The sequence below is a fragment of the Streptomyces siamensis genome, assembly GCF_039543605.1.
Lineage (GTDB): Bacteria > Actinomycetota > Actinomycetes > Streptomycetales > Streptomycetaceae > Streptomyces > Streptomyces siamensis.
Genome location: NZ_BAABKB010000010.1, coordinates 63,485 through 87,088 on the forward strand (window position 1 = coordinate 63,485; position 23,604 = coordinate 87,088).

Sequence of the window (23,604 nt, forward strand, 5' to 3'; positions counted from 1 at the left end):
CCCGGCCATGACCAAGGCTCTCGAAGGCATCCGAGTCCTCGACATGACGCACGTCCAGTCCGGGCCCTCCGCGACCCAGCTCCTGGCCTGGCTGGGCGCGGACGTCGTCAAGCTGGAGGCGCCGACCGGCGACATCACGCGCAAACAGCTGCGCGACCTCCCGGACGTCGACTCCCTCTACTTCACGATGCTCAACTGCAACAAGCGGAGCATCACCCTCAACACCAAGACCGAGCGCGGCAAGGAGATCCTCACCGAACTGATCCGGCGCTCCGACGTCATGGTCGAGAACTTCGGCCCCGGCGCGGTCGACCGCATGGGCTTCACCTGGGACCGCATCCAGGAGATCAATCCCCGTATCGTCTATGCCTCCATCAAGGGGTTCGGGGACGGTCCGTACACCAACTTCAAGGCGTACGAGGTCGTCGCGCAGGCCATGGGCGGGTCGATGTCGACCACCGGTTTCGAGGACGGACCGCCGCTGGCGACGGGGGCCCAGATCGGTGACTCGGGCACGGGCGTCCACGCCGTGGCGGGGATTCTCGCGGCGCTGTTCCAGCGGGAGAACACCGGGCGTGGCCAGCGGGTCAACGTCGCCATGCAGCATGCCGTGCTCAACCTCTGCCGGGTGAAGCTGCGCGATCAGCAGCGCCTGACGCACGGCCCGCTCGCCGAATATCCCAACGAGGACTTCGGCGACGAGGTTCCCCGGTCCGGGAACGCGTCGGGCGGCGGGCAGCCGGGCTGGGCCGTCAAGTGCGCGCCGGGCGGGCCCAACGACTACGTGTACGTCATCGTGCAGCCCGTCGGCTGGAAGCCGATCAGCGAACTCATCGGACGCCCCGAGCTGGCGGACGACCCCGAGTGGGCCACCCCCGAGGCCCGGCTGCCCCAGCTGAACAAGATGTTCCAGCTCATCGAGGAGTGGTCGTCCACCCTCCCCAAGTGGGAGGTGCTGGAGAAGCTGAACGCCCACAACATCCCCTGCGGTCCGATCCTGTCGACCAGGGAGATCATCGAGGACGAGTCGCTGGTCGCCAACGAGATGGTCGTGACGGTGCCGCACCCGCAGCGCGGCGAGTTCACCACGGTGGGCAGCCCGCTGAAGCTCTCCGACTCCCCCGTGGACGTGACCAGTTCACCGCTGCTCGGCGAGCACAACGAAGAGGTCTACATCGGCGAGCTCGGTCTCGGCGACGAGGAACTGCGCCTGCTCAAGTCGAACGGAGTGATCTGATTGATGGCCGAAGACCGGGTGCTGAGGGTGCGCACGCTCCTCGACGCCGTGCGGGCCGAGGGCAGGAACGCGCTCACCGCGCCCGAGGGAAAGGTGATCGCCGACGCGTACGCGATCGCCGTCCCCGGCGAGGAGCTCGCGACGGACGTCGACGAGGCGGTGGCCTGCGCGGCGCGCTTCGGCGGGCCCGTCGTGATGAAGATCGTCTCCCCCGACATCCTGCACAAGACCGACGCCGGCGGCGTGATCGTCGGCGTGCAGGGCGCGGCGGACGTACGGGCGGCCTTCCACAGGATCGTCGAGAACGCGCGGGCGTACGACCCGCAGGCCCGTATCGACGGTGTCCAGGTGCAGGAACTGCTCCCGAAGGGCCAGGAGGTCATCGTCGGCGCGGTCACCGACCCGACGTTCGGGAAGGTCGTCGCCTTCGGGCTGGGCGGAGTGCTGGTCGAGGTCCTCAAGGACGTGACCTTCCGCCTCGCCCCCGTGGACGCCGACGAGGCGCTGTCGATGCTCGACTCCATCCGCTCGGCGGAGATCCTGCGCGGGGTGCGCGGCGCCCCGGCGGTGGACCGGTGGGCGATCGCGGAGCAGATCCGCCGGGTCTCCGAACTCGTGGCGGACTTCCCGGAGATAGCCGAGGTGGACCTCAACCCGGTGATCGCCACTCCGGAGGGTGCCGTCGCCGCGGACATCCGCGTGATCCTCGCGGACGGGGCTCCCAAGGAGCGCCGCAAGTACGGCCGCGAGGAGATCCTCACCTCGATGCGCCGGCTGATGCAGCCGTCGTCGGTCGCCGTGATCGGCGCCTCCAACGAACAAGGCAAGATCGGCAATTCGGTCATGCGCAACCTCGTCGACGGCGGCTTCTCCGGGGAGATCCATCCGGTGAACCCCAAGGCCGATGACATTCTGGGCCGCAAGGCGTACAAGAGTGTCACGGACGTTCCCGGTGAGGTGGATGTGGCGGTCTTCGCGATCCCCGCCAAGTTCGTGGCCTCGGCCCTGGAGGAGGTGGGACGCAAGGGGATCCCCAACGCCGTACTGATCCCCTCGGGCTTCGCGGAGACCGGCGAGCAGGAGCTCCAGGACGAGATCGTAGCCATCGCCGAACGGCACGGCATCCGGCTCCTCGGCCCCAACATCTACGGCTACTACTCGACGTGGCAGGACCTGTGCGCCACGTTCTGCACCCCCTACGACGTGAAGGGCGGCGTCGCGCTCACCTCGCAGTCCGGCGGCATCGGCATGGCCATCCTCGGGTTCGCCCGCACGACGAAGACCGGCGTCTCCGCGATCGTCGGGCTCGGCAACAAGTCGGACCTGGACGAGGACGACCTGCTCACCTGGTTCGGCGAGGATCCGCACACCGAGTGCATCGCGATGCACCTGGAGGACCTCAAGGACGGACGTGCCTTCGTGGAGGCCGCCCGCGCGACGGTCCCGAAGAAGCCGGTCGTGGTGCTCAAGGCGGGCCGTACCGCGGCCGGGGCGAAGGCGGCGGGCTCGCACACCGGGGCACTCGCCGGCGACGACGCCGTGTACGACGACATCCTGCGGCAGGCCGGCGTCATCCGGGCGCCCGGCCTGAACGACATGCTGGAGTACGCGCGCGCGTTGCCGGTGCTCCCCGCCCCCAAGGGCGACAACGTCGTGATCATCACCGGCGCGGGCGGCAGCGGTGTGCTGCTCTCGGACGCCGTCACCGACAACGGCCTGTCCCTGATGGAGATCCCGTCGGACCTCGACGCGGCGTTCCGGAAGTTCATCCCGCCGTTCGGAGCCGCGGGCAACCCCGTCGACATCACGGGCGGCGAGCCGCCGTCGACGTACGAGGCGACGATCCGCCTGGGCCTGGAGGACCCGCGCATCCACGCGCTCGTCCTCGGCTACTGGCACACCATCGTGACCCCGCCCATGGTGTTCGCCGAGCTCACCGCGCGCGTGGTGGCCGAATTCCGCGAGCGGGGCATCGAGAAGCCCGTCGTCGCGTCGCTCGCGGGCGACGTCGAGGTGGAGGAGGCCTGCCAGTACCTCTACGAGCGCGGGGTGGTGGCCTACCCGTACACGACCGAGAGGCCGGTGGCCGTCCTCGGCGCGAAGTACCGCTGGGCGCGCTCGGCGGGGCTGTTGGGGGGCGGTTCATGAGGTGACCGAGCGCGGGGGCGGTCGACGGTGCGCGTCGGCCGCCCCCAGGACCCGTGCGCACACGAAAGGCATTTGGACAGGGGGCGCTGGCCAGATCTTTCGACGCAAGGGGTGCTGATCCGACATGACTACCGCCGACCTATCTACGTCCGTCCCCTACAGGGAGGTGACGGATCGCAACGGCCGCCTTTACCGCATCGGTGAGACCGACCGCGACATCATGGGGCGACCACGCTGGACCATGGTGCTCTTCCCCTGGATGGGGATGCTGGGCATCAGTTCCTCGGAGTACGCGTTCACATCCGCCGAGGACACCCTGCACGACGCCCATCTGTGGAGCAGTGGGCACATCTTCTGGCTGATGGGCGTCTGGGTCTTCTTCCAGGCCGCCGTCGCCTTCCCCGCCGGGCAACTGCGCGAGAGCGGGCGGCTGCCCGCGCGGTACGCCATGTTCCTCGGCGCGCTCGGCACGATCCTGGGATATCTCTCGCTCGCGTTCGCACCGCATGTCACCGTCGCCTACATCGGCTTCGGCATGTTCAGCGGCATCGGCGCCGGCTTCGTCTACGCGACCTGCGTGAACATGGTCGGCAAGTGGTACCCGGAGCGCAAGGGCGGCAAGACCGGCCTGGTCAACGGCGGTTTCGCCTACGGCTCGGTGCCGTTCGTCTTCCTGTTCACCTCCTACATGGACCTCAGCAACTACCAGGGCGTCCTCATCTCGGTCGGCCTGATCTGCTGCGCCGTGGTCGCCTTCGCGGGCTGGTTCTTCAAGGATCCGCCCAAGGGCTGGTGGCCGCCGCACGTGGACCCGCTCAAGGTGTCCGACGACCCGAAGATCCGGCGGGCACTGGAGAAGAACCCGCCGGCCGTCAAGCAGTACACCCCGAGGGAGGCCGCCCGTACCCCCGTTCTGTGGATGATGTGGTTCTGTCTGCTGTGCACCGCGGGGATCAACATCTTCGGCATCGCCTTCCAGGTGCCGTTCGGCAAGGACATGGGTTTCGCCGGAGGGATCGTCGCCACGGCGATGTCCCTGAAGGCCATCGTCAACGGAACCGGTCGCGGCGTGATCGGCTGGATCTCCGACCGCTTCGGGCGCCGCAACACACTGATCATCGTGTGTCTGGTGCTCGGCTCCGCGCAGTTCGGTGTGCTCGTCTCCGGCCAGATGGGCAGCATGCCGTTCTTCCTGTTCTGCTCCATGGTCTCCGGCTTCGGCGGCGGGGCGATCTTCCCGCTGTTCGCGGCCATGACGGCGGACTACTTCGGCGAGAACAACAACGCCTCCAACTACGGCATGGTCTACAGCTCGAAGCTGATCTCGGGCCTCGTCGGCTCGGGCATGGGCGCGGTCGTCGTGGGCGCCTGGGACTACCACGGCGCGTTCGTGCTCGCGGGCTCCATCGGCCTGGCCTCCGCCGTGCTGGCGCTCTTCCTGAAGTCCCCGGGCCGCCCCAGGGCCCGCGGCATCGTCCCCAACCCGCAACCGCTCGGCGAGGAGATGGCGTGACATGACGACGGAACGCATCGCCGCACAGGGCTCACCGGCCGACGCCGGCGCCTCGAACCGCTCGTACCGTGAAGTCACCGACGCCCGGGGCCGCGTCTACCGGATCGGCGAGACGGACCGGGACATCCTCGGACACTCCCGCAAGTTCATGGTGTACCTCCCGTGGGTCGCCATGATGGCCATCAGCGTCTTCGAGTACGCGTACGGCTCCGCCGAGGACACCCTGTCCCACGCGCACGGCTGGACGCAGAGCAACACCTTCTGGATCCTCAGCGTCTGGGTCTTCTTCCAGGCGGGCGTCGCCTTCCCCGCGGGCTGGATGCGGGAGAAGGGGATCCTCACCGCCCGCAAGGCGATGTACCTCGGCGCCGGCATGTGCGTGATCGGCTTCCTCGCCCTCTCGCACCTGAGCAACGTCCTCCTGGCGATCCTCGGTTTCGGTGTCATCGGTGGCATCGGCTCCGGCCTCGTCTACGCGACCTGCATCAACATGGTCGGCAAGTGGTTCCCGGAGCGCCGGGGCGCCCGGACAGGCTTCGTCAACGGCGGATTCGCCTACGGCTCCCTGCCGTTCATCTTCATCTTCAACTACGCGTTCGACACCGGGAACTACCACCGCGTCCTGGACCTCATCGGGTGCTACGTGATGATCGTCGTGCTGTCCTGCGCGTTCTTCTTCAAGGACCCGCCGAAGAACTGGTGGCCCGACGACATCGACCCGCTGACCCACGGCGGCGACGCCAAGTCGGCCGCCAGCCTGGCCAAGAACCCTCCCGCGGTGAAGCAGTACACACCCAAGGAGGCCGTCAGGTCGGGGGTGCTCCCCTTGATGTGGATCACCCTGGTCATGACCGCGGGTGTGTCGATCTTCGGGATCTCCTTCCAGGTCGACTTCGCCAAGGAGGTCGGCTTCGGTCCACTGGTCGCGGCGTCCTCCATGGGCATCATGGCCGTCATCAACGGCATCGGGCGGGCCGTCGTGGGCTGGCTGTCCGACACCTGGGGCCGCAAGATGACCCTGGTGTTCGTCATCGTGGTCCTGGGGCTCGCGCAGTTCGGAGTGATCTGGGCGGGCGACGTCAAGAGCGAGTGGCTGTTCCTGTTCTTCGCCTTCCTCTCCGGTTTCGGCGGCGGCGCCTTCTACCCGATGTTCGCGGCGCTGACGCCGGACTACTTCGGCGAGAACTACAACGCCACCAACTACGGGCTGGTGTACAGCGGCAAGCTGATCAGCGGCCTGTTCGGCGGCGGGCTCGGCTCGATGGTGGTCGCCGCCTGGGGCTACAACGGCGCGTACGCGCTGGCCGGCGGCATCTCGATGGTGGCGGCGGCGATCGCGCTGCTGCTGAGGCAGCCCGGACGCGACAGCGACGTCCTGACGCCGACACCGCAGCCGGCGGGCTGACGGACCGTCTCCCGGCCGGCCTCGCCGGCGGGCGGGAGACGAGCACGGCAGCCGGTACCGATCAGGCGGCCCTCCCCACATGGTGCGTCGTGGGGAGGGCCGCCTGATGCGCTGCTCCTGGCTCAGTGGCGCCCGTCGCCGGGACGCCGGTGCGTCAGCGGCACTTGCGCAGGGCCGCGATGTTGTCGTACCCGATCTTCGCGTGGTTCAGCGACTGGGCCGGGTCGGTGCCGCTCGGGGCGTTGTCCTGCTCGACCATCGGGTTGTGGTAGTTGCGGGCCCCGACGCGTGAGAAGAACGTGGTGTAGTCGATGACGCCGGTGCCGAAGGGCACCATGTCGTAGCCCATGCCGTTCGTGGTGTTGACCGTGCCGTCCTTCGCGTGGAAGAGCGGGTAGCGCTTGTTGTTGCGCACGACGAGTCCCGCCGGGTCGAAGACCTTCTCCCTGGTGGAGCCGTCGAGGGCGGTGTAGGTGTGGAACTTGTACTGGGCGACGTGCGCCCAGAAGATGTCCATCTCCAGCCAGACCACCTTCGGGTCGGTGATCTTCAGGAAGTACTCCAGCTTGCGGATGCCGGAACTGCGGGTCGGGCGGCCCTGGGCGTCCAGCGGGCCCCCGTCGAGCAGGAAGCCGTAGGCCGCGTCGTGGTTGTGGGTGTACAGCTTGAGGCCGGCGCGGCGGGCGATCTCGCCGAGCGCGTTCCACTTGTCCGCGGCCACGTCCCAGTCTGCGCGGTAGGCGCTGCCGGTGGGGTCGCCGCCGGTGCCCATGTGGTCCATGCCGAGGATGTTGGCGATTTCCAGGTGCTTCTTGAAGGTGTCCAGGTCGGGCGTGGTGAAGGGCCAGGACGACGGTATGAAGCCGTGGTTGCCCTGGGCCCGCAGTCCGTACTCGTCGAGCCAGGAGCGCAGCAGCTTCGCGCCCTCCACGGACTCCAGGTTGGCGCCGCCGGGGGCGTTGGCGTGCTGGCCGTATCCGGCGAACTCCACCTGCCGGTAGCCGAAGCGCGAGAGCTGCGCGAAGACCTCGCGGAAGCCCGAGGGCAGGTCGGTGGAGAGCGGGTCGCGGCCCGTCGCGTCACGGACGGTGTAGAGGATGATGCCCCGCTTGTCCGCGGGCACGAGGACGTCGCCGCCCCGGTCTCCGCCTCTGCCCCGCTCCTGGGCGAGGGCCGGCGAGGCGCCGAGGACGGGGGCGGCGATCGCCGCGGTCGCGGCGGCGGTGCAGGTGCTGAGGAAGCGGCGGCGGCTGACGCCGAGGGTGCGGCGCAGGGCCTCGCCGGTTCCGGTTTCGTCGTTGAACGCGGTCACGGTGTCTCTCTTTCGGGTCGGTGTTCAGCTGGGTCGGGTGCCGGAGGTCTGCTGCTCGTGCGCGTGATCGCCGCGTTCCGCGGGCAGGGCGTGCCTGACGCACGGCGGTCGTGCGTCAGGAGTGCGCGGGACGCGTTGTCAGTGGCGCGTGGTTCACTTTCTGTAGTCGCTCGTCACGGCTCGTGAGGCCTCGTCAGGTGAGGCCGGCCAGGTCGAGCAGCAGGGATTTCACTTCGGTGGCCGCGACGCGGCCGGTGACTGCGCGGGGGGTGGAGCAGAGGATGAGCGGACCTTCGTCGTCGCTCAGGGGGAGGCGGCCGTGGCTGCCGCGAATAGGTGAGGGGTCCAGCGGCACGACCGCCATGCGGTAGCGCATGCCGAGCTTCTTGCGTGCCAGCGCCGTGGCCGCCTTCACCTTGACGTAGGGGTCGAGGGGATCCATGAAGAGCTCGACCGGGTCGTATCCGGGTTTGCGGTGGATCTCGACGAGCTGCGCGAAGTCGGGCGCGCGGGCGTCGTCGAGCCAGTAGTAGTACGTGAACCAGGCGTCCGGTTCCGCGACGGCGACGAGTTCCCCGGAGCGCGGATGGTCGAGGTGGTGGGCCTTCTTGCCCTCGTCGTCGAGGAGTCGCTCGATGCCGGGCAGACCGTCCAGCGCCGCCTTCGTGGCCTCCATGTCCTCTGGGCGCCGCACGTAGACATGGGCGATCTGGTGGTCGGCGACCGCGAAGGCACGGGATGCCATCGGGTCGAGGTACTCCATGCCGTCCTGGGTGTGCACTTCGAGGAGCCCTGCCCGGCGCAGGGCGCGGTTGATGTCGACGGGGCGGTCCGCGCGCGTGATCCCGTACTCGGAGAGCGCGACGACGGTGCGGCCCTCGGCCCTCGCGTCGTCGAGCAGGGGGGCCACGGCCGCGTCGAGGTCGGCGGCGGCCTTCAGGGAGCGCGGGTCGTCGGGTCCGAAGCGTTGCAGGTCGTAGTCGAGATGAGGGAGGTAGCACAGGGTCAGGTCCGGCCGCCGGGTGCGGTTGACGTGACGGGTCGCGTCGATGATCCAGCGGCTGGAGACGAGGTCGGCGCCGGGCCCCCAGAAGTGGAAGAGGGGAAAGGTGCCCAGTCGCTCGGTGAGTTCGTCGTGCAGGGCGGCCGGCCGGGTGTAGCAGTCGGGTTCCTTGCGGCCGTCGGCGTAGTAGACGGGACGGGGGGTGACGGTGATGTCGGTGTCGGCGCCCATGGCGTACCACCAGCAGATGTTGGCGACGGTGTAGCCGGGGTGTGCGCGCCGGGCGGCGTCCCACAGTTTGTCCCCGGACACCAGGCCGTTGTGCTGACGCCACAGGAGTACGTCGCCGAGCTCGCGGAAGTACCAGCCGTTGCCGACGATGCCGTGCTCGCTGGGATGGGCGCCGGTGAGGAAGGTGGACTGGGCCGCGCAGGTCACGGCGGGCAGCACGGTGCCCAGGTGGGCGCGGGAGCCGGACTGGCCGAGGGCCTTGAGGTGCGGCATGTGGTCGAGGAGACGGGGGGTGAGGCCCACGACGTCGAGGACGAGCAGCGGGGTGGGACGGGGCTGCTCGGCCACGTGCTCGGGCTGCGGTGTCGGTACCGACGGCTGGGTCACGGCAGCTCCTTGAGGCCGAGGTCCGTCAACAGATCGCGGGCGAGGGTGAGTTCGGCGGCGATGCCGTCGGCGAGCTGGGCGCGGGCACGGGGCCGCAGCTCGGGCGGGAGGGCCTGCCAGGTGTAGGTCTCGACCTCCAGGTGGTGGGTGAGTGGGTGCGGGCCGCCGACGAGGCGGGTCAGCGCGGCCCGGAGCACGGGGAGGGTGGAGGTGAGGGGTGCGGCGGGGGCCGCGTGCAGCGGGACGTGGAAGTGGGCGCGCCAGGGTGCGGCGTCGGGCAGGGCCTCGCCCGTCAGGGCTTCTCCGAGGTCGTCGGTGCCGCGCAGGCCGGCCGCCGTCCGCGTGCGGGTCTGGTGCAGGAAGCGGGGTTCGTCGAAGGCGGCGAGGGCGTTGCGGACTTCGGGGAGGTGGGGGTGTTCGGCGTGCAGGGCGGCCGAGAGCTGGGACTTGACGACGCGGACGCCGGCTCGGGCCAGCGTGTCCAGGGCGGTGTCCGGGTCTTCGAAGGAGGTGGCGAGGTGGCAGGTGTCGACGCAGATGCCGATGCGGTCGTGGCCGATCGCGGTGAGCGGGGCCACGGCGTCGGCGGTGGTCTCGACGGTGCAGCCCGGTTCGGGCTCCAGGCCGACGCGGATGGAGCGGCCGGTGAGTTCGTGCAGCGCGTCGAGGCGTTCGGCGAGCGTGGTGAGCGCGGTGCGGGCGGCCTGTGCGCGTTCGTCGTCGTACACGGTGCGCCAGGCGAGCGGCAGGGTGGAGACGCTGCCCTCGGTGACGTCGTCGGGCAGCAGCTGGGCGAGGACGCGGGCCAGGTCGGTGGTGTGGACCAGGCGCTCGGGGTCGGCCCAGTCCGGCCGGTAGACGCGGTACTTGACCTCCTCGGCGCCGAAGCCCTCGTACGGGAAGCCGTTGAGGGTGACGACCTCGAGGCCCCGGCGGTCGAGTTCGGTGCGCAGGCCGCGCAGTGCGGACGGGTCGGTGACCAGGGTGCGGGCGGCGTCCCTGGCCAGCCACAGGCCGATGCCGAGGCGGTCCCGGCCCAGGCGGCGGCGCACCGGCTCGCAGTGGTCGCGCAGCTGTGTCAGGACGCCGTCGAGGGTTTCGGCGGGGTGGACGTTGGTGCAGTAGGCGAGGTGGACGGTGGTGCCGTCCGGGTGGCGGAAGCGCATCGGTCACTCCCCGCCGCGGAGGATGGAGTTGCCTTCGTGGGTGGCGTCCGCGGCGGTCACGTCGAGGGACAGCCGCCCGCTGAGCCCGTAGAAGGCGACCGGGTTGCGCCACAGCACGCGGTCCACGTCGTCGTCGTCGAATCCGGCCCACAGCAGGGCCTCGCCGACCCGGCGGGTCTTGAGGGGATCGCTTCTCCCCCAGTCCGCGGCCGAGTTGACGAGCACCTTCTCCGGGCCGTAGGCGCGCAGGACGGCGACCATCCGTTCCTCGTCCATCTTGGTGTCGGGATAGACGGAGAAGCCCAGCCAGCAGCCGCTGTCCTTGGCCTCCTTGACGGTGGTCTCGTTGAGGTGGTCGACGAGGACCCGGTCCACCGGCAGGGCGGACTCGCGGACGGCGTCCAGGGTGCGGCGCAGGCCGGCCAGCTTGTCGCGGTGCGGGGTGTGGACGAGTGCGGGCAGCTCGTGGTCGGCGGCGAGCTGGAGCTGTGCCGCGAGCGCGGTGTCCTCCGCCGGGGTCATCGAGTCGTAGCCGATCTCGCCCACGGCCACGACCTGGTCCTTGACGAGATAGCGGGGCAGTTCGTCGAGGACGGGGACGCAGCGGGGATCGTTCGCCTCCTTGGGGTTGAGGGCGATGGTGCAGTGGTGGGCGATGCCGTACTGGGCCGCGCGGAAGGGCTCCCAGCCGAGGAGCGAGTCGAAGTAGTCGAGGAAGGAGGCCGGTGAGGTGCGGGGCTGGCCGAGCCAGAAGGCGGGCTCGACCACGGCGCGGACACCCGCCGCGTGCATCGCCTCGTAGTCGTCGGTGGTCCGTGACGTCATGTGGATGTGGGGGTCGAAGATGCGCATCAGGACTCCTTGCCGGACGTGCCGGTCGCACCGGAGGCGCCGGGGCCTCGGGACGTGCCGGTGGGGGTTGCCGTGGGCTCGGTCAGGGCCAGGACGCGGTACAGGTCTTCGGGCACGGGACGGCCCGCGGCGGTGCGTTCGTCGGCGTAGTCGCCGAGCATGCGGGCCAGTTCGGTGTCGGCGCGGGCACGCCGGGCCAGGTCCGCGACCTCGTCGACGGGTACGCCGGTGAACAGGCACTTGAGGACGGCATGGCGCCAGTGGTGTGCGGGCAGATGCCGTGCTGCGTACGGGCCGACGGCCGCCGCGAGCAGCCGGGTGTCGTTGGTGCGCAGGGCGTCCTCGACGAGGGGCAGCGTGTCGGGGCCGTCCACGAGATGGGGCAGCACGTGCAGGACGGCGAGGCGTTCGGCGGCGGTGCCCTGCCGGTAGACGCGCGTGAGGGCGTCCGGGTCGGCGCGGGCCGCGTACAGCAGGAGCACGCGGGCGTCGTCCGAGTGCTCGGGCCCGCACCGGCGTCCGGCCTCGGCTATCCGCAGCTCCCAGGTGGAGATGGGGCCGTGGGTGCCGGGGTGGTCCGCGGCTTCGCCGAGGGCACGGTCGAACCAGGCGCGGGCGTCCGGGCGCAGGCGGCTGTCGAGGCGGGCGTGCAGGGCGGTCAGGGCGGCGGGGGCGCCTCGCCCCGGGCGGGTGTCCCGGGCGTGCGGGCCGGACCGGCCGTCCTGGGTGCGGTTCGGGTGGTTCACGGAGTTCTCCCTTCGGGGCTCTCGGGGATCGCCCGGGCCGCGCGGTGGAGGAACGGGAGGGACTGCGCGGCGAAGTGCGGGCCCGCGTGGGAGTGGCGGGGCAGTTCGACGACGGTCAGGCCTTGGTAGCCGGTGGCGGCCAGTGCTTCGAGCACGGTCGGGAAGTCGATCTCCCCGTCTCCGAAGGGGAGGTGTTCATGGACGCCGCGGCGCATGTCCTCGATCTGGACGTGGCGCAGCCACGGGGCTGCGGCGCGCACGCAGTCGGCGGGTGGGAGGGGTTCGAGGCACTGGCAGTGGCCGATGTCGAGGGTGAGTCCGAGGGCGGCCGGGTCGCCGAGCGCGTCGCGCAGCCGGTGGAAGTCGGTGAGGGAGGAGAGCAGATGACCGGGTTCGGGTTCGACGGCGAGCGGCACACCCGCGCGGCCGGCCGTCTCGACGACTGGGGCGAGTGCTTCGGCGAGGCGCTTCCAGGCGGTGTCCTCGTCCGTGCCGGACGGGGTGACGCCGCTGAAGCAGTGCACGGCGTGGGCGCCGAGGTCGGCGGCGACGCGCACCGCCCGCAGGAGCAGGTCGACCCGGCGTGCGCGGTCGTCCGGGTCCGGATCGAGGAGCGAGGGCCCGTGTTTGCGCCGTGGGTCGAGGACGTAGCGCGCGCCGGTCTCGACGGTGACGGACAGGCCGTGCGCCGCGAGGGTGCGGGCCACGCGCGCGGTGCGGGCGGCCAGGTCCGGGGCGAGCGGGTCGAGATGCATGTGGTCGAGGGTCAGGCCCACGCCGTCGTAGCCCAGGTCGGCGAGGAGTGCGAGGGCGTCGTCGAGACGGAGGTCGGCGAGGCCGTTGGTGCCGTAGCCGAAGCGGAGGGCGGGGGCGGCGGGGGTGCCGGCCGGGCCGGGGCTCGATGTCATGTGACGCTCACCTTCCTCGCGAACCTGCGGGCCGCCGGTGCGAGGGCCGCGGTCAGCAGCGCGGTGACGGGCGCGCCCGCGCGGGCGGCGAGGGTGGCCTGGAGCGGGATCATGGCGCGGATGCCCCCGCCGACGGCTCGTTGGACGAGCGGGGGTGAAGGGTTCAGGGCGGCGTGGAGGAGAGGGCGGGCCGACGTCGCCGCGTAGGCGAGGGCGAGGGCCGTGCGCAGGGTGTCCGTCGGGGCGGACACCGCTCCGGCGGGCCACGGCGTCGCCCCCGCCGGGCCCTGGCCACCGCCTGCTCGTCCCGTTCCGGGAGCCGGGCGGCTCGTCAGGCTCCAGGCCAGCGCGCCCGTCGTGGCCAACGCGGCGAGCGGTGCCACCGGCGAACCCCCTTGTGTCTCCCCGCGGGACACCGTCGTCACGGCGAACGTGTGGGTGGCCAGGGCGAGGGCGGAGGGGACGGCGCGACGGGCCGCGGTGGAGCGGCGGCCGACGGCGCCGCGCGTGACGCCGGGCGTCCGGCCGGGCAGTGCGCCTCCTCGGGTCCCGCGGTCGGCCGGGCCGACGGGACCGGACGGTCCGGATCGTCCGGCGGGTCCGGCGAGTCCCGCCAGTTTGCTCAGTCCGGCCAGTCCCGTCAGTCCCGTCAGTCCGGTTCGTGTGGCGTGTCCGGTCGGTCCGACGGGTCCGACGGGTCCGGCGAGTCCGGTGAGTCCGGCGAGTCCGGCGTGTCCGGCGGGTCCGACAAGTTGGCTCAGCCCGGCCAGCCCGGCCAGTCCCGTTCGTCCAGCGGGTCCGGCAGGTCCGGCGGTTCTGGCCGGTTTCCCCGGTCCGGCCGGTCCCGCCGTCGCGGTTCGTCGGGCGGGGCCGGTCGGTCCGGCGGATTCGGCCGGTCCGGCGGTCGCCGACGCCCCGAGGAGGACGTCCAGTCCGCGGGCGGCGGCCATCGCTGCGGGCCCGGCGGGGGTGCGTTTGAGGAAGAGGTCGTAGGCCCAGACGGTGGCCGCGAGAGGAGCGGCGACCGCGAGGGAGGGACGGCCCGCGCGGGACGCCAGGGCGAGCCCCGCGGCCGTCAGGACTCCTGCCGCGGCGAGTGCCGCGGCCGGGCGTACGCGGCCGGAGGGCAGCGGGCGGTGCGGGCGTTCCACGGCGTCCTCGGCGCGGTCGGCCCAGTCGTTGAGGGCCATGCCCGCCTCGTACAGGCAGACGGAGGACCCGATGGCGAGCAGGGTGCGGGAGTTCGGGCGGGCGCCGATGGCGGCGGCGCCCGCGAGGGCGTCGCCGGGCACGGTGAACAGGGCGGGCAGACGCAGCAGTTCGGCCCAGGCACGCACCCGCGCGCGCCCGCTCGGCCGCGCCTGGTCGGGCCCCTCCGGCCGGGCTCCGCCGGGCCGCGTGCCCGCCCGTTCCTGTCGGCCGTCGCCGGCCCCTCGGCCATCGCCGGCCTCTCGGGCGCGGGCGGCCTCTCGGCCATCCCCCGCCTCCGGGTCATCCTCTGCCGAGCGGCTCCGCCCGGCCGACCGGGACTCGCCCGCTGACCGGGAGGCCTCTCCCGTCCGGGACTCACCTGCCGACGGCGACCGGCCTGCCGACTGGAACCCTTCGCCCCGCTGAGCCGTCTCGGCCGGCCCATGGCATCGGGGCGACCGCCGTGTTCCGAGTGCGCGGAGGTTCACCGGGTCTCCTCGGGGAGCGGGCGGAGGCGGGTGGCGAGGTCGGCCAGGGCCGCGTACTGCTCGCCCAGGGACGAAGGGCCGTCGCCGACCGGGTCCTTGAAGTAGAAGCCGAGTTCGCTCAGCGGGCCGGAGAGGCCGGCCTCGTGCGCGCGGGCCGTGATGCGGGCCAGGTCGAGGACCAGGGGCGCCGCGAGCGCCGAGTCGCAGCCCTGCCAGGTGGTCTGGAGGACCATCCGGGTGCCGAGGAAGCCGTCGAAGGCGATGTGGTCCCAGGCGGTCTTCCAGTCACCGAGGACGGGGACGTCGTCGATGTGGGTCTCGCCGTCGGGGGCCGCACCGAGGGTGTCCGCGAGCACCCGCTCCTTGCCGGCGTTCTTGGCCGCGGCGGCGGCCGGGTCGGCGAGGGCCGCTCCGTCGCCTCCGCCCAGGAGGTTCGTGCCGGACCAGGCACGGACCGACAGCGCGCGCTGGGCGAACATCGGGCCGAGCACCGAGCGCAGCAGCGTCTGGCCGGTCTTGCCGTCACGGCCCGCGTACGGCAGTCCGCTGGACTCGGCCGGCGCCGTCAGCTCCGGGTGGTGCAGGCCGGTGGAGGGGGTGAAGTTCACGTACGGGCAGCCGGCCCGCAGGGCTGCCGCCGCGTACAGCGAGCTCGGCGGCATGGCACCCGGTCGTACGGGCTCCGTGGAGGCCACGTTCACCACCACCGCCCGGTCCAGGCCGCGGCGGCGCACGAAGTCCCGCAGGTCCGCGGCGAAGGCGTCGATGAGCTCGTCCGGTGCGCGGGTGTCGCCGGGGGTGGGGCCGCCCGGGCGGATCTCCCGGTCGGCCGCCTCCAGTTCGGCGGCGATCGCCGAGGGCAGGCCGTGCGGGAGCACACCTCCGGCGGCGAGGGCCTCCGCCCGCTTCGGGAGCGGACAGTCCACCGTGTCGTGGCCGCCGAACACGAGGGACGACAGGGCGGGCAGGCCGCTGCCGGTGAAGACGTCGGTCTCGGTGACCATGCCCGTGGGGGCGTGCAGGCCGGCGGTCACGGCGGCGCAGCCCGCGATGACGGTGGTGGCGACGGAGCCGCGAGCTCCGACCAGCCACACCCCCACCCGTGGGGCGGAAAGGGACGCGGACATGGGCAGCCTCCTTGTCGTACGTCAGCCGGAAGAAGCCGGAGATCCCGGGAACGGACAGGGCCGGGAGGACCGGTAGAAGCCGATGGGGGACGGCGGGCGGGAGTACGGCGTCTCCCGCCCGCCGCCGCTCAGTCGCCCGGCGAAGCCCCTTGTGCGGAGGACTTCGTGGGCAGTTCCTTGATCCGTACGTCACGGAAGGACACCTGGTCGTCGGCTCCGTGGTTCTGGATGCCGACGTGCCCGTCGCGCAGGCTCCGTACCGGATCGGTGTTGGTGAAATCGTTGATCTTGACGCCGTTGAGCCAGACCCGGAGCCGTTCGCCCTCGACGCGGATCTCGTACGTGTTCCACTCCCCCGGCGGGTTCAGCGCGCGGTCGCGCTTGCCGAGATCGGCGGACTGGAAGCTGTACACGGCCCCGGTGGTGCGGTCGGGGGCGTCGGTCGCGTCGATCTGGACCTCGTAGCCGTTGTCGACGGCGGACCACGGGTCGTCGGAGGCCGGGAAGCCCACGAAGACACCGGAGTTGTCGTCCCCGGCCACCTTCCAGTCCAGTTTCAGCGAGTAGGACCGGAACGCGGACCCGGCGTACCAGAGCATCCCCAGCCCTCCGGACGACGTGAGTGTGCCGTCGTCCGAGAGGGAGAAGGAGCCCGGTCCCGCCTGTTTCCACGCCGACAGGGAGTCGGCCGTGCCGTCGAAGAGCGGCCGGTAGCCGTTCTCCGGGCGGCAGTCGGCCTGTGCGGCCCCGATGGCGTAGCGGATTCCGCCCAGCAGGTGGTGGCGGAAGGCGGGTTCGGCGTACGACTCCTTGGTGTGACCGCCGCCGGTGTAGAAGGCGCGGCCGCCCTGGTACTCCTGGCACCAGGCGATCGGATGGTCGCCGTTCATCGTGCCGCCGGTGTACGACGACTCGTCGAGCGAGGCCAGGATGTGCGCCCGGTCGCGCGGATCGGAGCGGTAGTTGTACCACTCGTCGGTGCGGTCCCAGGCCTGCGGCAGCTCCGAGGTGGCCGGGTGCGCCCGGTCCTCGACGTTCACCGTCGCCGGCTGGATCGCCGGGTGCGACTGGAAGTAGGCGCCCGCGAGGCCGCCGTAGAAGGCCCAGTCGTACTCGGTGTCGGCGGCCGCGTGGATGCCCACGTAACCGCCGCCCTTCTTGATGTACTTCTCGAAGGCGCTCTGCTGGGGGCCGTCGAGGACGTCGCCCGTCGTGGACAGGAACACCACGGCGTCGTACCGGGCGAGGTTGCGGGCGGTGAAGGCTCCCGCGTCCTCGGTGGCGTCGACGGCGAAGCCGCCCTCCGTGCCCAGTTCGCGTACGGCCGCGATCCCCTCGGGGATCGAGTCGTGCCGGAAGCCCGCCGTCTTGGAGAAGACGAGGACTCGTTTCGCGTCCGCGCCCTTGGACGCGGCGGGTCCCGACACACAGCCGAGCAGCAGGGCGGCAGCGGCGCCCGCGGTCAGCATCCGTGCGGATGCGCGCATGACCGTCACCCCTTCCGTCAGCTCGTCGTGAAGGTGAAGTCGTCCACGTCGTAGAGCGCGCCGGTGCCGCTCCCCTTGAAGACGAGGTACAGCGTGGTGGTGCCGCGTGGTGCGCCCGCGAGGTTCGCGGTGACGTCCTGGAAGGTGTCCCAGCTGCCGGTCACGGGCACGGTCGCGCTGCCCAGGAGCCGGCCGGTCGGGGAGCCCGCGCGGACCTGCAGGGTGCCGCCCGATCCGGCGGACGAGACACGTGCCGTGATCTTGGTGGCGTTGTCGAGGACGTACGGGGTGAAGGAGATCCAGTCGCCGTTGTTGATGTCGCCGACCGTGCGACCGCCGTGGGCGCTGGTCTTCGACTGGAGGGTGACACCGGAGAAGTCGTTGTAGTGCTCGGCCTGACGGTGCCTGGGCTGGAGCACGTTGCGGTCGTGGGTGGTCAGCGGGGCCTGGCCGCCGCCTCCTCCGTCGGTGTACTCGGCGTCGAGGACTCCGAAGATGTTGGCGTCCTCGTCATGGCCGCCGTCGGCGCTGGTCTGGAGGGTGCCGGAGCAGCCGTTCGCCGAGGTGAGCGGGTGACCGTGGCTGTCGTGGCCGAGGATGAAGGTGACCTTCACCTTGGAGCAGTCGATCGTGGTGCCGTCCTCGGGGTCGGTGACCTTCACCTTGAACGGCACGGGGTCGCCGAAGCTGAACAGCTGGCCGTCGCGCGGCAGTTCCACCGTCACCTTGGGCGCGGTGTTGCCGACGACGATCTGCACGCTCGCGCTTCCGGTGCGTCCGCCCGGGTCCTTGGCGGTCACGGTCGCCGTGTAGGTGCCGTTCTTCGTGTACTTGTGCGTCGGGTTCGCGGCGGTGGACTTGCCGCCGTCGCCGAAGTCCCAGCTGTAGGTGAGGGCGTCGCCGTCGGCGTCCGTCGAACCGGCCGAGGAGAAGCTCACCTTGAGCTTGGCCTGGCCGGAGGTGCGGTCGGCCGCGGCCTGCGCCACGGGCGAGTGTCCGTCGGTGGCGTTCTCTATGCGGTAGAGGCCGGAGTTCTCGTCGCCGCCGAACCAGGCGGTGCCGTAGTCCAGGACGTACAGGGCGCCGTCGGGTCCGAACGCCATGTCCATCACCTGGGTGCCGGTCCACGGCACGTCGTTGATGGACTGCACGGTGCCGTTGCCGTCCTCGACGATCCGCTTGATCCAGCGGCGGCCGAACTCACCGGCGAAGAAGTTGCCGTCGTAGGCCTCGGGGAACTTCACGGGCGAGTCGAGCGAGGCGTCGTAGTGGTAGACCGGGCCGCCCATCGGGGACTCCGAGCCGCTGCCGAACTCCGGGACGGACGCGCCGTCGTACGGGATCCAGGCGGGCTGCGCCGGGGGCAGGTCGGTGAGGCCGGTGTTGTGGGGCGAGTTGTTCTTCGGTGCGGCGCAGTCGAACGCAGCGCCGGAGGCCTTGGTCCCGAAGTCGTAGTCGACGTAGGCGTCGTTCTTGCCGGTGCAGTAGGGCCAGCCGAAGTTGCCGGCCTCGGTGACCCGTGCGAACTCGACCTGTCCGCCGGGTCCGCGCGCCGGGTCGGCCGCGCCCGCGTCCGGGCCGTAGTCACCGACGTAGACGATGCCCGTCTTCTTGTCGACGCTGAAGCGGAACGGGTTGCGGAAGCCCATCGCGTAGATCTCGGGGCGCGTCTTGTCCGTGCCCGGCGCGAAGAGATTGCCCTCGGGGATGGAGTAGGAGCCGTCGGCGTTCACCTTGATGCGCAGGATCTTGCCGCGCAGGTCGTTGGTGTTGCCGGCCGAGCGCTGGGCGTCGAACGCGGGGTTGCGGTCGGCACGCTCGTCGATGGGCGTGAAGCCGTCCGACTGGAAGGGGTTGGAGTCGTCGCCGGTCGACAGGTAGAGGTTGCCGGCCGCGTCGAAGTCGATGTCGCCGCCGACGTGGCAGCAGATGCCGCGGGAGGTCTGGACGTCGAGGATCTTCTTCTCGCTGGCCGAGTCGAGGGTTCCGTCGGTCTTGAGGACGAAGCGCGAGAGACGGTTGACGCCGTCGAAGGGGGCGAAGTCCGCGGCCGTGCCGGTCTCCGGGGCGTCGCCGGCGGGCGTGTCCAGGGGCGGGGCGTAGTAGAGGTAGATGAAGCGGTTGTCGCTGAAGCCGGGGTCGATGCCGACGCCCTGGAGGCCTTCCTCGTCGTGGCTGTACACGTCGAGCTTGCCCGCGATCTTGGTGTTGCCCGCCGCGTCGGTGAGGCGGAGTTCGCCGTCGCGCGAGGTGTGCAGGACGGAGCGGTCCGGGAGGACGGCGAGGGACATCGGTTCGCCGACCTCGGGCTCGCCCTTGGCGAGGGTGACTTGCTGGAAGTCCTCGGCGGCGGTCCCCGCGTCGGCGACGGCTGCGCCGGCCGGGGGTGTCGTGAGCGTGAGGGAGGCGGCGGCGAGGAGCGCGCCGCTCAGCAGGGCGAGCGTCCCGCGCAGTCTGGGACGCCTTGAGTGGCTCTTGTTCGCTCTGGTGCGTGTGTTCTTCCTGTTTCGGACGTTCGGGTGCACGAAATGCCTCCATGAAGGGGCCGGTCGTACGGGTGTGTGCGGGACGCCGGGGTGCGCCGTCACCCCGGAACTCTCTGGGCGGCCCCGTGCGGGGCCGGTCGGCCCGCAGCCGGACCGTCCGGGTCCGGGCCGGGCCTGGCGCTCCGGTCCCTGGCGGGGCCGGAACGGCCTGCTCTTCTCCGGTCCGCGCGGGGCCGGTGCGGCCGTTCGCTCCGGCCCGTGCGGGCCGGAATGCCTGGCCGTTCCCGGCCGGTCCGGGCCCGGGACGAGCCTGCTCACCTCGGCCCGTGCGGGCCGGTGCGATGCGGCCGGGTCGACCCGTGGCGGGCCGGTGCGGGCCTGGTCGTACCGTCCGCTGTGGGCCGGTGCGGGCCTGGTCACACCGTCCGCCGTGGGCCGTGCGGCCTGGTCGTTCACACCGGTCCGCCGTGGGCCGGTGCGAACCGGTCACGTCGGCCCGTGACGGGCCGGTGCGGCCTGGTCGTACCGGCCCCGCGCGGGCCGGCGCGGCTAGTCGTTGCCGCCGAACGCCGCGTCGAACGAGGCCGACGGCGGCTCGAAGTCGTACGCCTTGAGGCGCGCCAGGGCTTCGGGTGCGCCCTGGAGCCGGTCCATTCCGGCGTCCTCCCACTCGACCGAGACGGGGCCGGCGTAGTCGATGGAGCGCAGCATCCGGAAGACGTCCTCCCAGGGGACGTCCCCGTGCCCGGCGGACACGAAGTCCCAGCCGCGCCGCGGGTCTCCCCAGGGCAGGTGCGAGCCGAGACGGCCGTTGCGTCCGTCGAGCCGTTTGCGGGCCTCCTTGCAGTCGACGTGGTAGATCCGGTCGCGGAAGTCGTAGAGGAAGCCGACCGGGTCGAGGTCCTGCCACACGAAGTGGGAGGGATCGAAGTTCAGGCCGAAGGCCGGCCGGTTGCCGACGGCGGCCAGGGCCTTGTGGGTGGTCCAGTAGTCGTAGGCGATCTCGCTGGGGTGGACCTCGTGCGCGAACCGCACGCCCTGTGCGTCGAACACGTCGAGGATGGGGTTCCAGCGGGTCGCGAAGTCCTCGTAGCCGCGCTCGATCATCGACTCGGGTGCGGGCGGGAACATGGCGACGAGATGCCAGATCGCGGAGCCGGTGAAGCCGATCACGGTGTCGACGCCGAAGGCGGAGGCCGCCCGGGCGGTGTCGGCCATCTCGGCCGCGGCCCGCTGCCGCACACCCTCGGGTTCACCGTCGCCCCAGATCCGGGCGGGCAGGATGGCCTGGTGGCGTTCGTCGATGATGGCGTCGCAGACGGCCTGGCCCACCAGGTGGTTGGAGATCGCCCAGCACTTCAGGCCGTACTTGTCGAGGAGCGCGTGCCGGGAGTCGATGTACGCCGGGTCCGCGAGGGCCTTGTCGACCTCGAAGTGGTCTCCCCAGCAGGCGAGTTCGAGACCGTCGTAGCCGAACTCGCGGGCGAGGCGGCAGACCTCCTCGAGGGGCAGGTCCGCCCACTGGCCGGTGAAGAGCGTGAACGTGCGCGGCATGACCGGGGGCCTCCTCAGACCGCGATGGGTGTGTAGACGGAGTTCTTCTCGGCGCTCTCCTCCACCGCCGCGAGCACACGCTGCACCTGCAGCCCGTCGGCGAAGGACGGGGCCGGGGGGCGGCCCGCGGCGATGGCGTGCACGAGGTCGCGGGCCTGGTGCACGAACGTGTGCTCGTAGCCGAGGCCGTGGCCGGGCGGCCACCAGGCGTCCAGGTAGGGGTGTTCGGGTTCGGTGACGAGGATGCGGCGGAAGCCCGCGTGGGTGCCGGGTTCGGTGTGGTCGTGGTACGAGAGTTCGTTCAGCCGTTCCAGGTCGAAGGCCAGCGAGCCGTGTTCGCCGTTGAGTTCGATGCGCAGGGAGTTCTTGCGCCCGGTGGCGAAGCGGGAGGCCTCGAAGGAGGCGAGGGCACCGGAGGCGAAGCGCGCGGTGAACAGGGCGGCGTCGTCGACGGTGACGGTGCCGACGCCGCCCGTCTCCGTGACGGCGGCCAGCCCGCTGGAGGCCGCGGCCGGCAGCGGGCGCTGCCGTACGAAGGTCTCGGTGAGCGCGGAGACCCCGACGAGCGGCTCCCCCGCGAGGTACTGGGCGAGGTCCACGATGTGCGCGCCCAGGTCGCCGAGCGCCCCCGAACCGGCGTACTCCTTGCGCAGTCGCCAGGTGAGTGGGAACTGCGGGTCCACGAGCCAGTCCTGAAGGTACGTCACCCGGACGTGCCGCAGGGTGCCGAGCCGTCCCTCCGCGACCATCGAGCGGGCCAGCGAAGTGGCGGGCACCCGGCGGTAGTTGAAGCCGACCATGGACATCTGGCCGCGCTCGCGGGCCTCGGCCGCGGCGGCGGCCATCGTCTCGGCCTCCTCGACGGTGTTGGCGAGGGGCTTCTCGCAGAGCACGTGCTTACCGGCGGCGAGTGCGGCGACGGCGATCTCGGCGTGGCTGTCGCCGGGGGTGCAGATGTCGACGAGGTCGACGTCGTCCCGGGCGATCAGGGCGCGCCAGTCGGTCTCGGCCGCCGCCCAGCCGTGCCGGTCCGCCATGGCCCGCACGGCCTGCTCGTCACGGCCGCAGACGGCGGCGAGGACCGGGCGGCGCGGCAGGTCGAAGACACGGCCCACGGTGCGCCAGCCCTGTGAGTGGGCTGCGCCCATGAACGCGTATCCGACCATGCCGACGCCCAGGGCCGGTTTTCCGGACCCGGTCCCTGCCTCGTCGGGCTCGTGCGGCTGTCCCATGCGGATGTCCTCCTCGTCGTCGTGGCGCGGTGGGGGGTGGGGGCCCGGCCCGGGGGCCGGGCCCGTGGTGCTGGGCGCCTCACTTGAAGCCGGTGGCCATGTACTGCTTGACGTTGTCCTTGTCGACGACGGCCGAGTAGAGCGCGAGCGAGGCGGGGATCTCGAACTCGGCGAGTCCGCCGATGCCCTTGCCCTGGCCGAGCGCGCGGGCGAGGTCGATCGCGGAGGCGGCCATGGTCGGCGGGTACAGGACGGTGGCCTTCAGCACGCTGTCGTCGGCGTCGATGGCCTGGAAGGCGGAGAGCGCCCCGGCTCCGCCGACCATGAGGAAGTCGTCGCGTCCGGCCTGCTTGATGGCGCGCAGCGCGCCCACGCCCTGGTCGTCGTCGTGGTTCCACAGGGCGTCGAACTTGGACTGGGCCTGGAGGAGCTGGGCCATCTTGGCCTGCCCGGACTCGACGGTGAACTCGGCGGCCTGCCGGGCGACCTTCTTGATGTTCGGGTAGTTCTTGAGGGCGGCGTCGAAGCCCTGGGTGCGCTGTTTGGTCAGTTCCAGGTTGTCGAGCCCGGCGAGCTCGATGACGCGGGCGTCCTTCTTGTCCTTGAGCTTCTCGCCGATGTAGTGGCCGGCGTTGAGGCCCATGCCGTAGTTGTCGCCGCCGATCCAGCAGCGGTACGCCTGCGGGGAGTTGAAGATCCGGTCGAGGTTGATGACGGGGATGCCCGCCCGCATCGCCTTGAGGCCGACCTGGGTGAGGGCCTTGCCGTCGGCGGGCAGGACGACCAGGACGTCGACCTTCTTGTTGATCAATGTCTCGATCTGGCCGATCTGCGCGGCGGTGTCGTTGGAGCCCTCGGTGATCTCCAGGGTGACGTCCGAGTACTTCTTCGCCCGGCTCTTGGCGTTGTCGTTGATGGCGTTGAGCCAGCCGTGGTCGGCCTGCGGGCCGGCGAAGCCGACGGTGACGTGCTTGCCGGGCTTGTCGTCGGCGGCCGGCTGGCTGTTCGCGGCGGGCTTCTCGTCCTTGGTGTCGTTGCTGGTGCAACCGACGAGGAGGGCACCGGCCGAGGCGGCGGCGGTCCCGAAGAGAAGTCCTCTGCGGCTGGTGTGCCGGGTGGGTTCTGGCATGG

Annotated in this window: 17 protein-coding genes; 4 read left to right on the forward strand and 13 right to left on the reverse strand. The window is 71.4% G+C overall.

Translation table 11 applies throughout. The features are described from left to right. Positions 1-7 precede the first annotated feature (7 nt). The 4 genes from frc (at position 8) to ABEB03_RS16875 (ending at position 6,303) form a co-directional block, all read left to right on the forward strand. Positions 8-1,237 carry a formyl-CoA transferase gene (gene frc / locus ABEB03_RS16860; protein ID WP_345648900.1) on the forward strand — a complete coding sequence of 410 codons (1,230 nt, stop codon included), beginning with the start codon at positions 8-10 and terminating at the stop codon, positions 1,235-1,237. A gap of 3 nt (positions 1,238-1,240) precedes the next feature. Beyond that, positions 1,241-3,385, forward strand: coding sequence for an acetate--CoA ligase family protein (locus tag ABEB03_RS16865; RefSeq protein WP_345648903.1), 2,145 nt, complete (start codon positions 1,241-1,243; stop codon positions 3,383-3,385). A 124-nt stretch (positions 3,386-3,509) separates the two neighbouring features. Further along, positions 3,510-4,898 (forward strand): OFA family MFS transporter, encoded by a 1,389-nt coding sequence (locus ABEB03_RS16870; protein ID WP_095937706.1) that lies wholly within the window; start codon positions 3,510-3,512, stop codon positions 4,896-4,898. 1 nt (position 4,899) lies between these two features. Further along, positions 4,900-6,303: an OFA family MFS transporter gene (locus ABEB03_RS16875; RefSeq protein WP_345648908.1), complete on the forward strand. Its 1,404-nt coding sequence runs from the start codon at positions 4,900-4,902 to the stop codon at positions 6,301-6,303. 154 nt (positions 6,304-6,457) lie between these two features. Here the strand turns inward: ABEB03_RS16875 and ABEB03_RS16880 are convergent, their stop codons facing one another. The 13 genes from ABEB03_RS16880 to ABEB03_RS16940 form a co-directional block, all read right to left on the reverse strand. Next, positions 6,458-7,615 (reverse strand): sugar phosphate isomerase/epimerase family protein, encoded by a 1,158-nt coding sequence (locus ABEB03_RS16880; protein ID WP_345648911.1) that lies wholly within the window; start codon positions 7,613-7,615, stop codon positions 6,458-6,460. A gap of 193 nt (positions 7,616-7,808) precedes the next feature. Next, on the reverse strand, positions 7,809-9,236 hold the full coding sequence (locus tag ABEB03_RS16885; RefSeq protein ID WP_345648915.1) for a nucleotide pyrophosphatase/phosphodiesterase family protein: 1,428 nt from the start codon (positions 9,234-9,236) through the stop codon (positions 7,809-7,811). Then, positions 9,233-10,402: a metabolite traffic protein EboE gene (eboE, locus tag ABEB03_RS16890; RefSeq protein WP_345648920.1), complete on the reverse strand. Its 1,170-nt coding sequence runs from the start codon at positions 10,400-10,402 to the stop codon at positions 9,233-9,235. Before eboE ends, ABEB03_RS16885 begins: the two co-directional genes overlap by 4 nt. A gap of 3 nt (positions 10,403-10,405) precedes the next feature. Then, entirely contained in the window at positions 10,406-11,254 is an 849-nt protein-coding gene (locus tag ABEB03_RS16895; protein WP_345648922.1) for a TatD family hydrolase, read from the reverse strand. Beyond that, positions 11,254-12,000 (reverse strand): EboA domain-containing protein, encoded by a 747-nt coding sequence (locus tag ABEB03_RS16900; protein WP_425589251.1) that lies wholly within the window; start codon positions 11,998-12,000, stop codon positions 11,254-11,256. Before ABEB03_RS16900 ends, ABEB03_RS16895 begins: the two co-directional genes overlap by 1 nt. Further along, the gene (locus tag ABEB03_RS16905; RefSeq protein WP_345648925.1) at positions 11,997-12,908 is read right to left on the reverse strand and encodes a sugar phosphate isomerase/epimerase family protein; all 912 of its coding nucleotides are present in this window, start codon (positions 12,906-12,908) and stop codon (positions 11,997-11,999) included. Before ABEB03_RS16905 ends, ABEB03_RS16900 begins: the two co-directional genes overlap by 4 nt. Then, a complete protein-coding gene (locus ABEB03_RS16910) occupies positions 12,905-14,245 on the reverse strand; it encodes a UbiA family prenyltransferase (RefSeq protein ID WP_345648928.1) in 1,341 nt (446 codons plus the stop codon). The genes ABEB03_RS16905 and ABEB03_RS16910 overlap by 4 nt, the downstream gene beginning before the upstream one ends. A gap of 338 nt (positions 14,246-14,583) precedes the next feature. Next, the gene (locus tag ABEB03_RS16915; protein WP_345648932.1) at positions 14,584-15,714 is read right to left on the reverse strand and encodes an inositol-3-phosphate synthase; all 1,131 of its coding nucleotides are present in this window, start codon (positions 15,712-15,714) and stop codon (positions 14,584-14,586) included. A 128-nt stretch (positions 15,715-15,842) separates the two neighbouring features. Beyond that, positions 15,843-17,201 carry a ThuA domain-containing protein gene (locus ABEB03_RS16920; protein ID WP_345648935.1) on the reverse strand — a complete coding sequence of 453 codons (1,359 nt, stop codon included), beginning with the start codon at positions 17,199-17,201 and terminating at the stop codon, positions 15,843-15,845. 17 nt (positions 17,202-17,218) lie between these two features. Beyond that, positions 17,219-19,726, reverse strand: coding sequence for a PQQ-dependent sugar dehydrogenase (locus ABEB03_RS16925; RefSeq protein WP_425589252.1), 2,508 nt, complete (start codon positions 19,724-19,726; stop codon positions 17,219-17,221). A 510-nt stretch (positions 19,727-20,236) separates the two neighbouring features. Beyond that, complete coding sequence (locus tag ABEB03_RS16930) at positions 20,237-21,241, reverse strand: sugar phosphate isomerase/epimerase family protein (protein ID WP_345648938.1); 1,005 nt, start codon at positions 21,239-21,241, stop codon at positions 20,237-20,239. Between the two features lie 14 nt (positions 21,242-21,255). Continuing rightward, positions 21,256-22,473 carry a Gfo/Idh/MocA family protein gene (locus ABEB03_RS16935; RefSeq protein ID WP_345648941.1) on the reverse strand — a complete coding sequence of 406 codons (1,218 nt, stop codon included), beginning with the start codon at positions 22,471-22,473 and terminating at the stop codon, positions 21,256-21,258. Between the two features lie 79 nt (positions 22,474-22,552). Continuing rightward, positions 22,553-23,602, reverse strand: a complete 1,050-nt coding sequence (locus tag ABEB03_RS16940; RefSeq protein ID WP_345648944.1) for a substrate-binding domain-containing protein — start codon at positions 23,600-23,602, stop codon at positions 22,553-22,555. Positions 23,603-23,604: the final 2 nt, after the last annotated feature.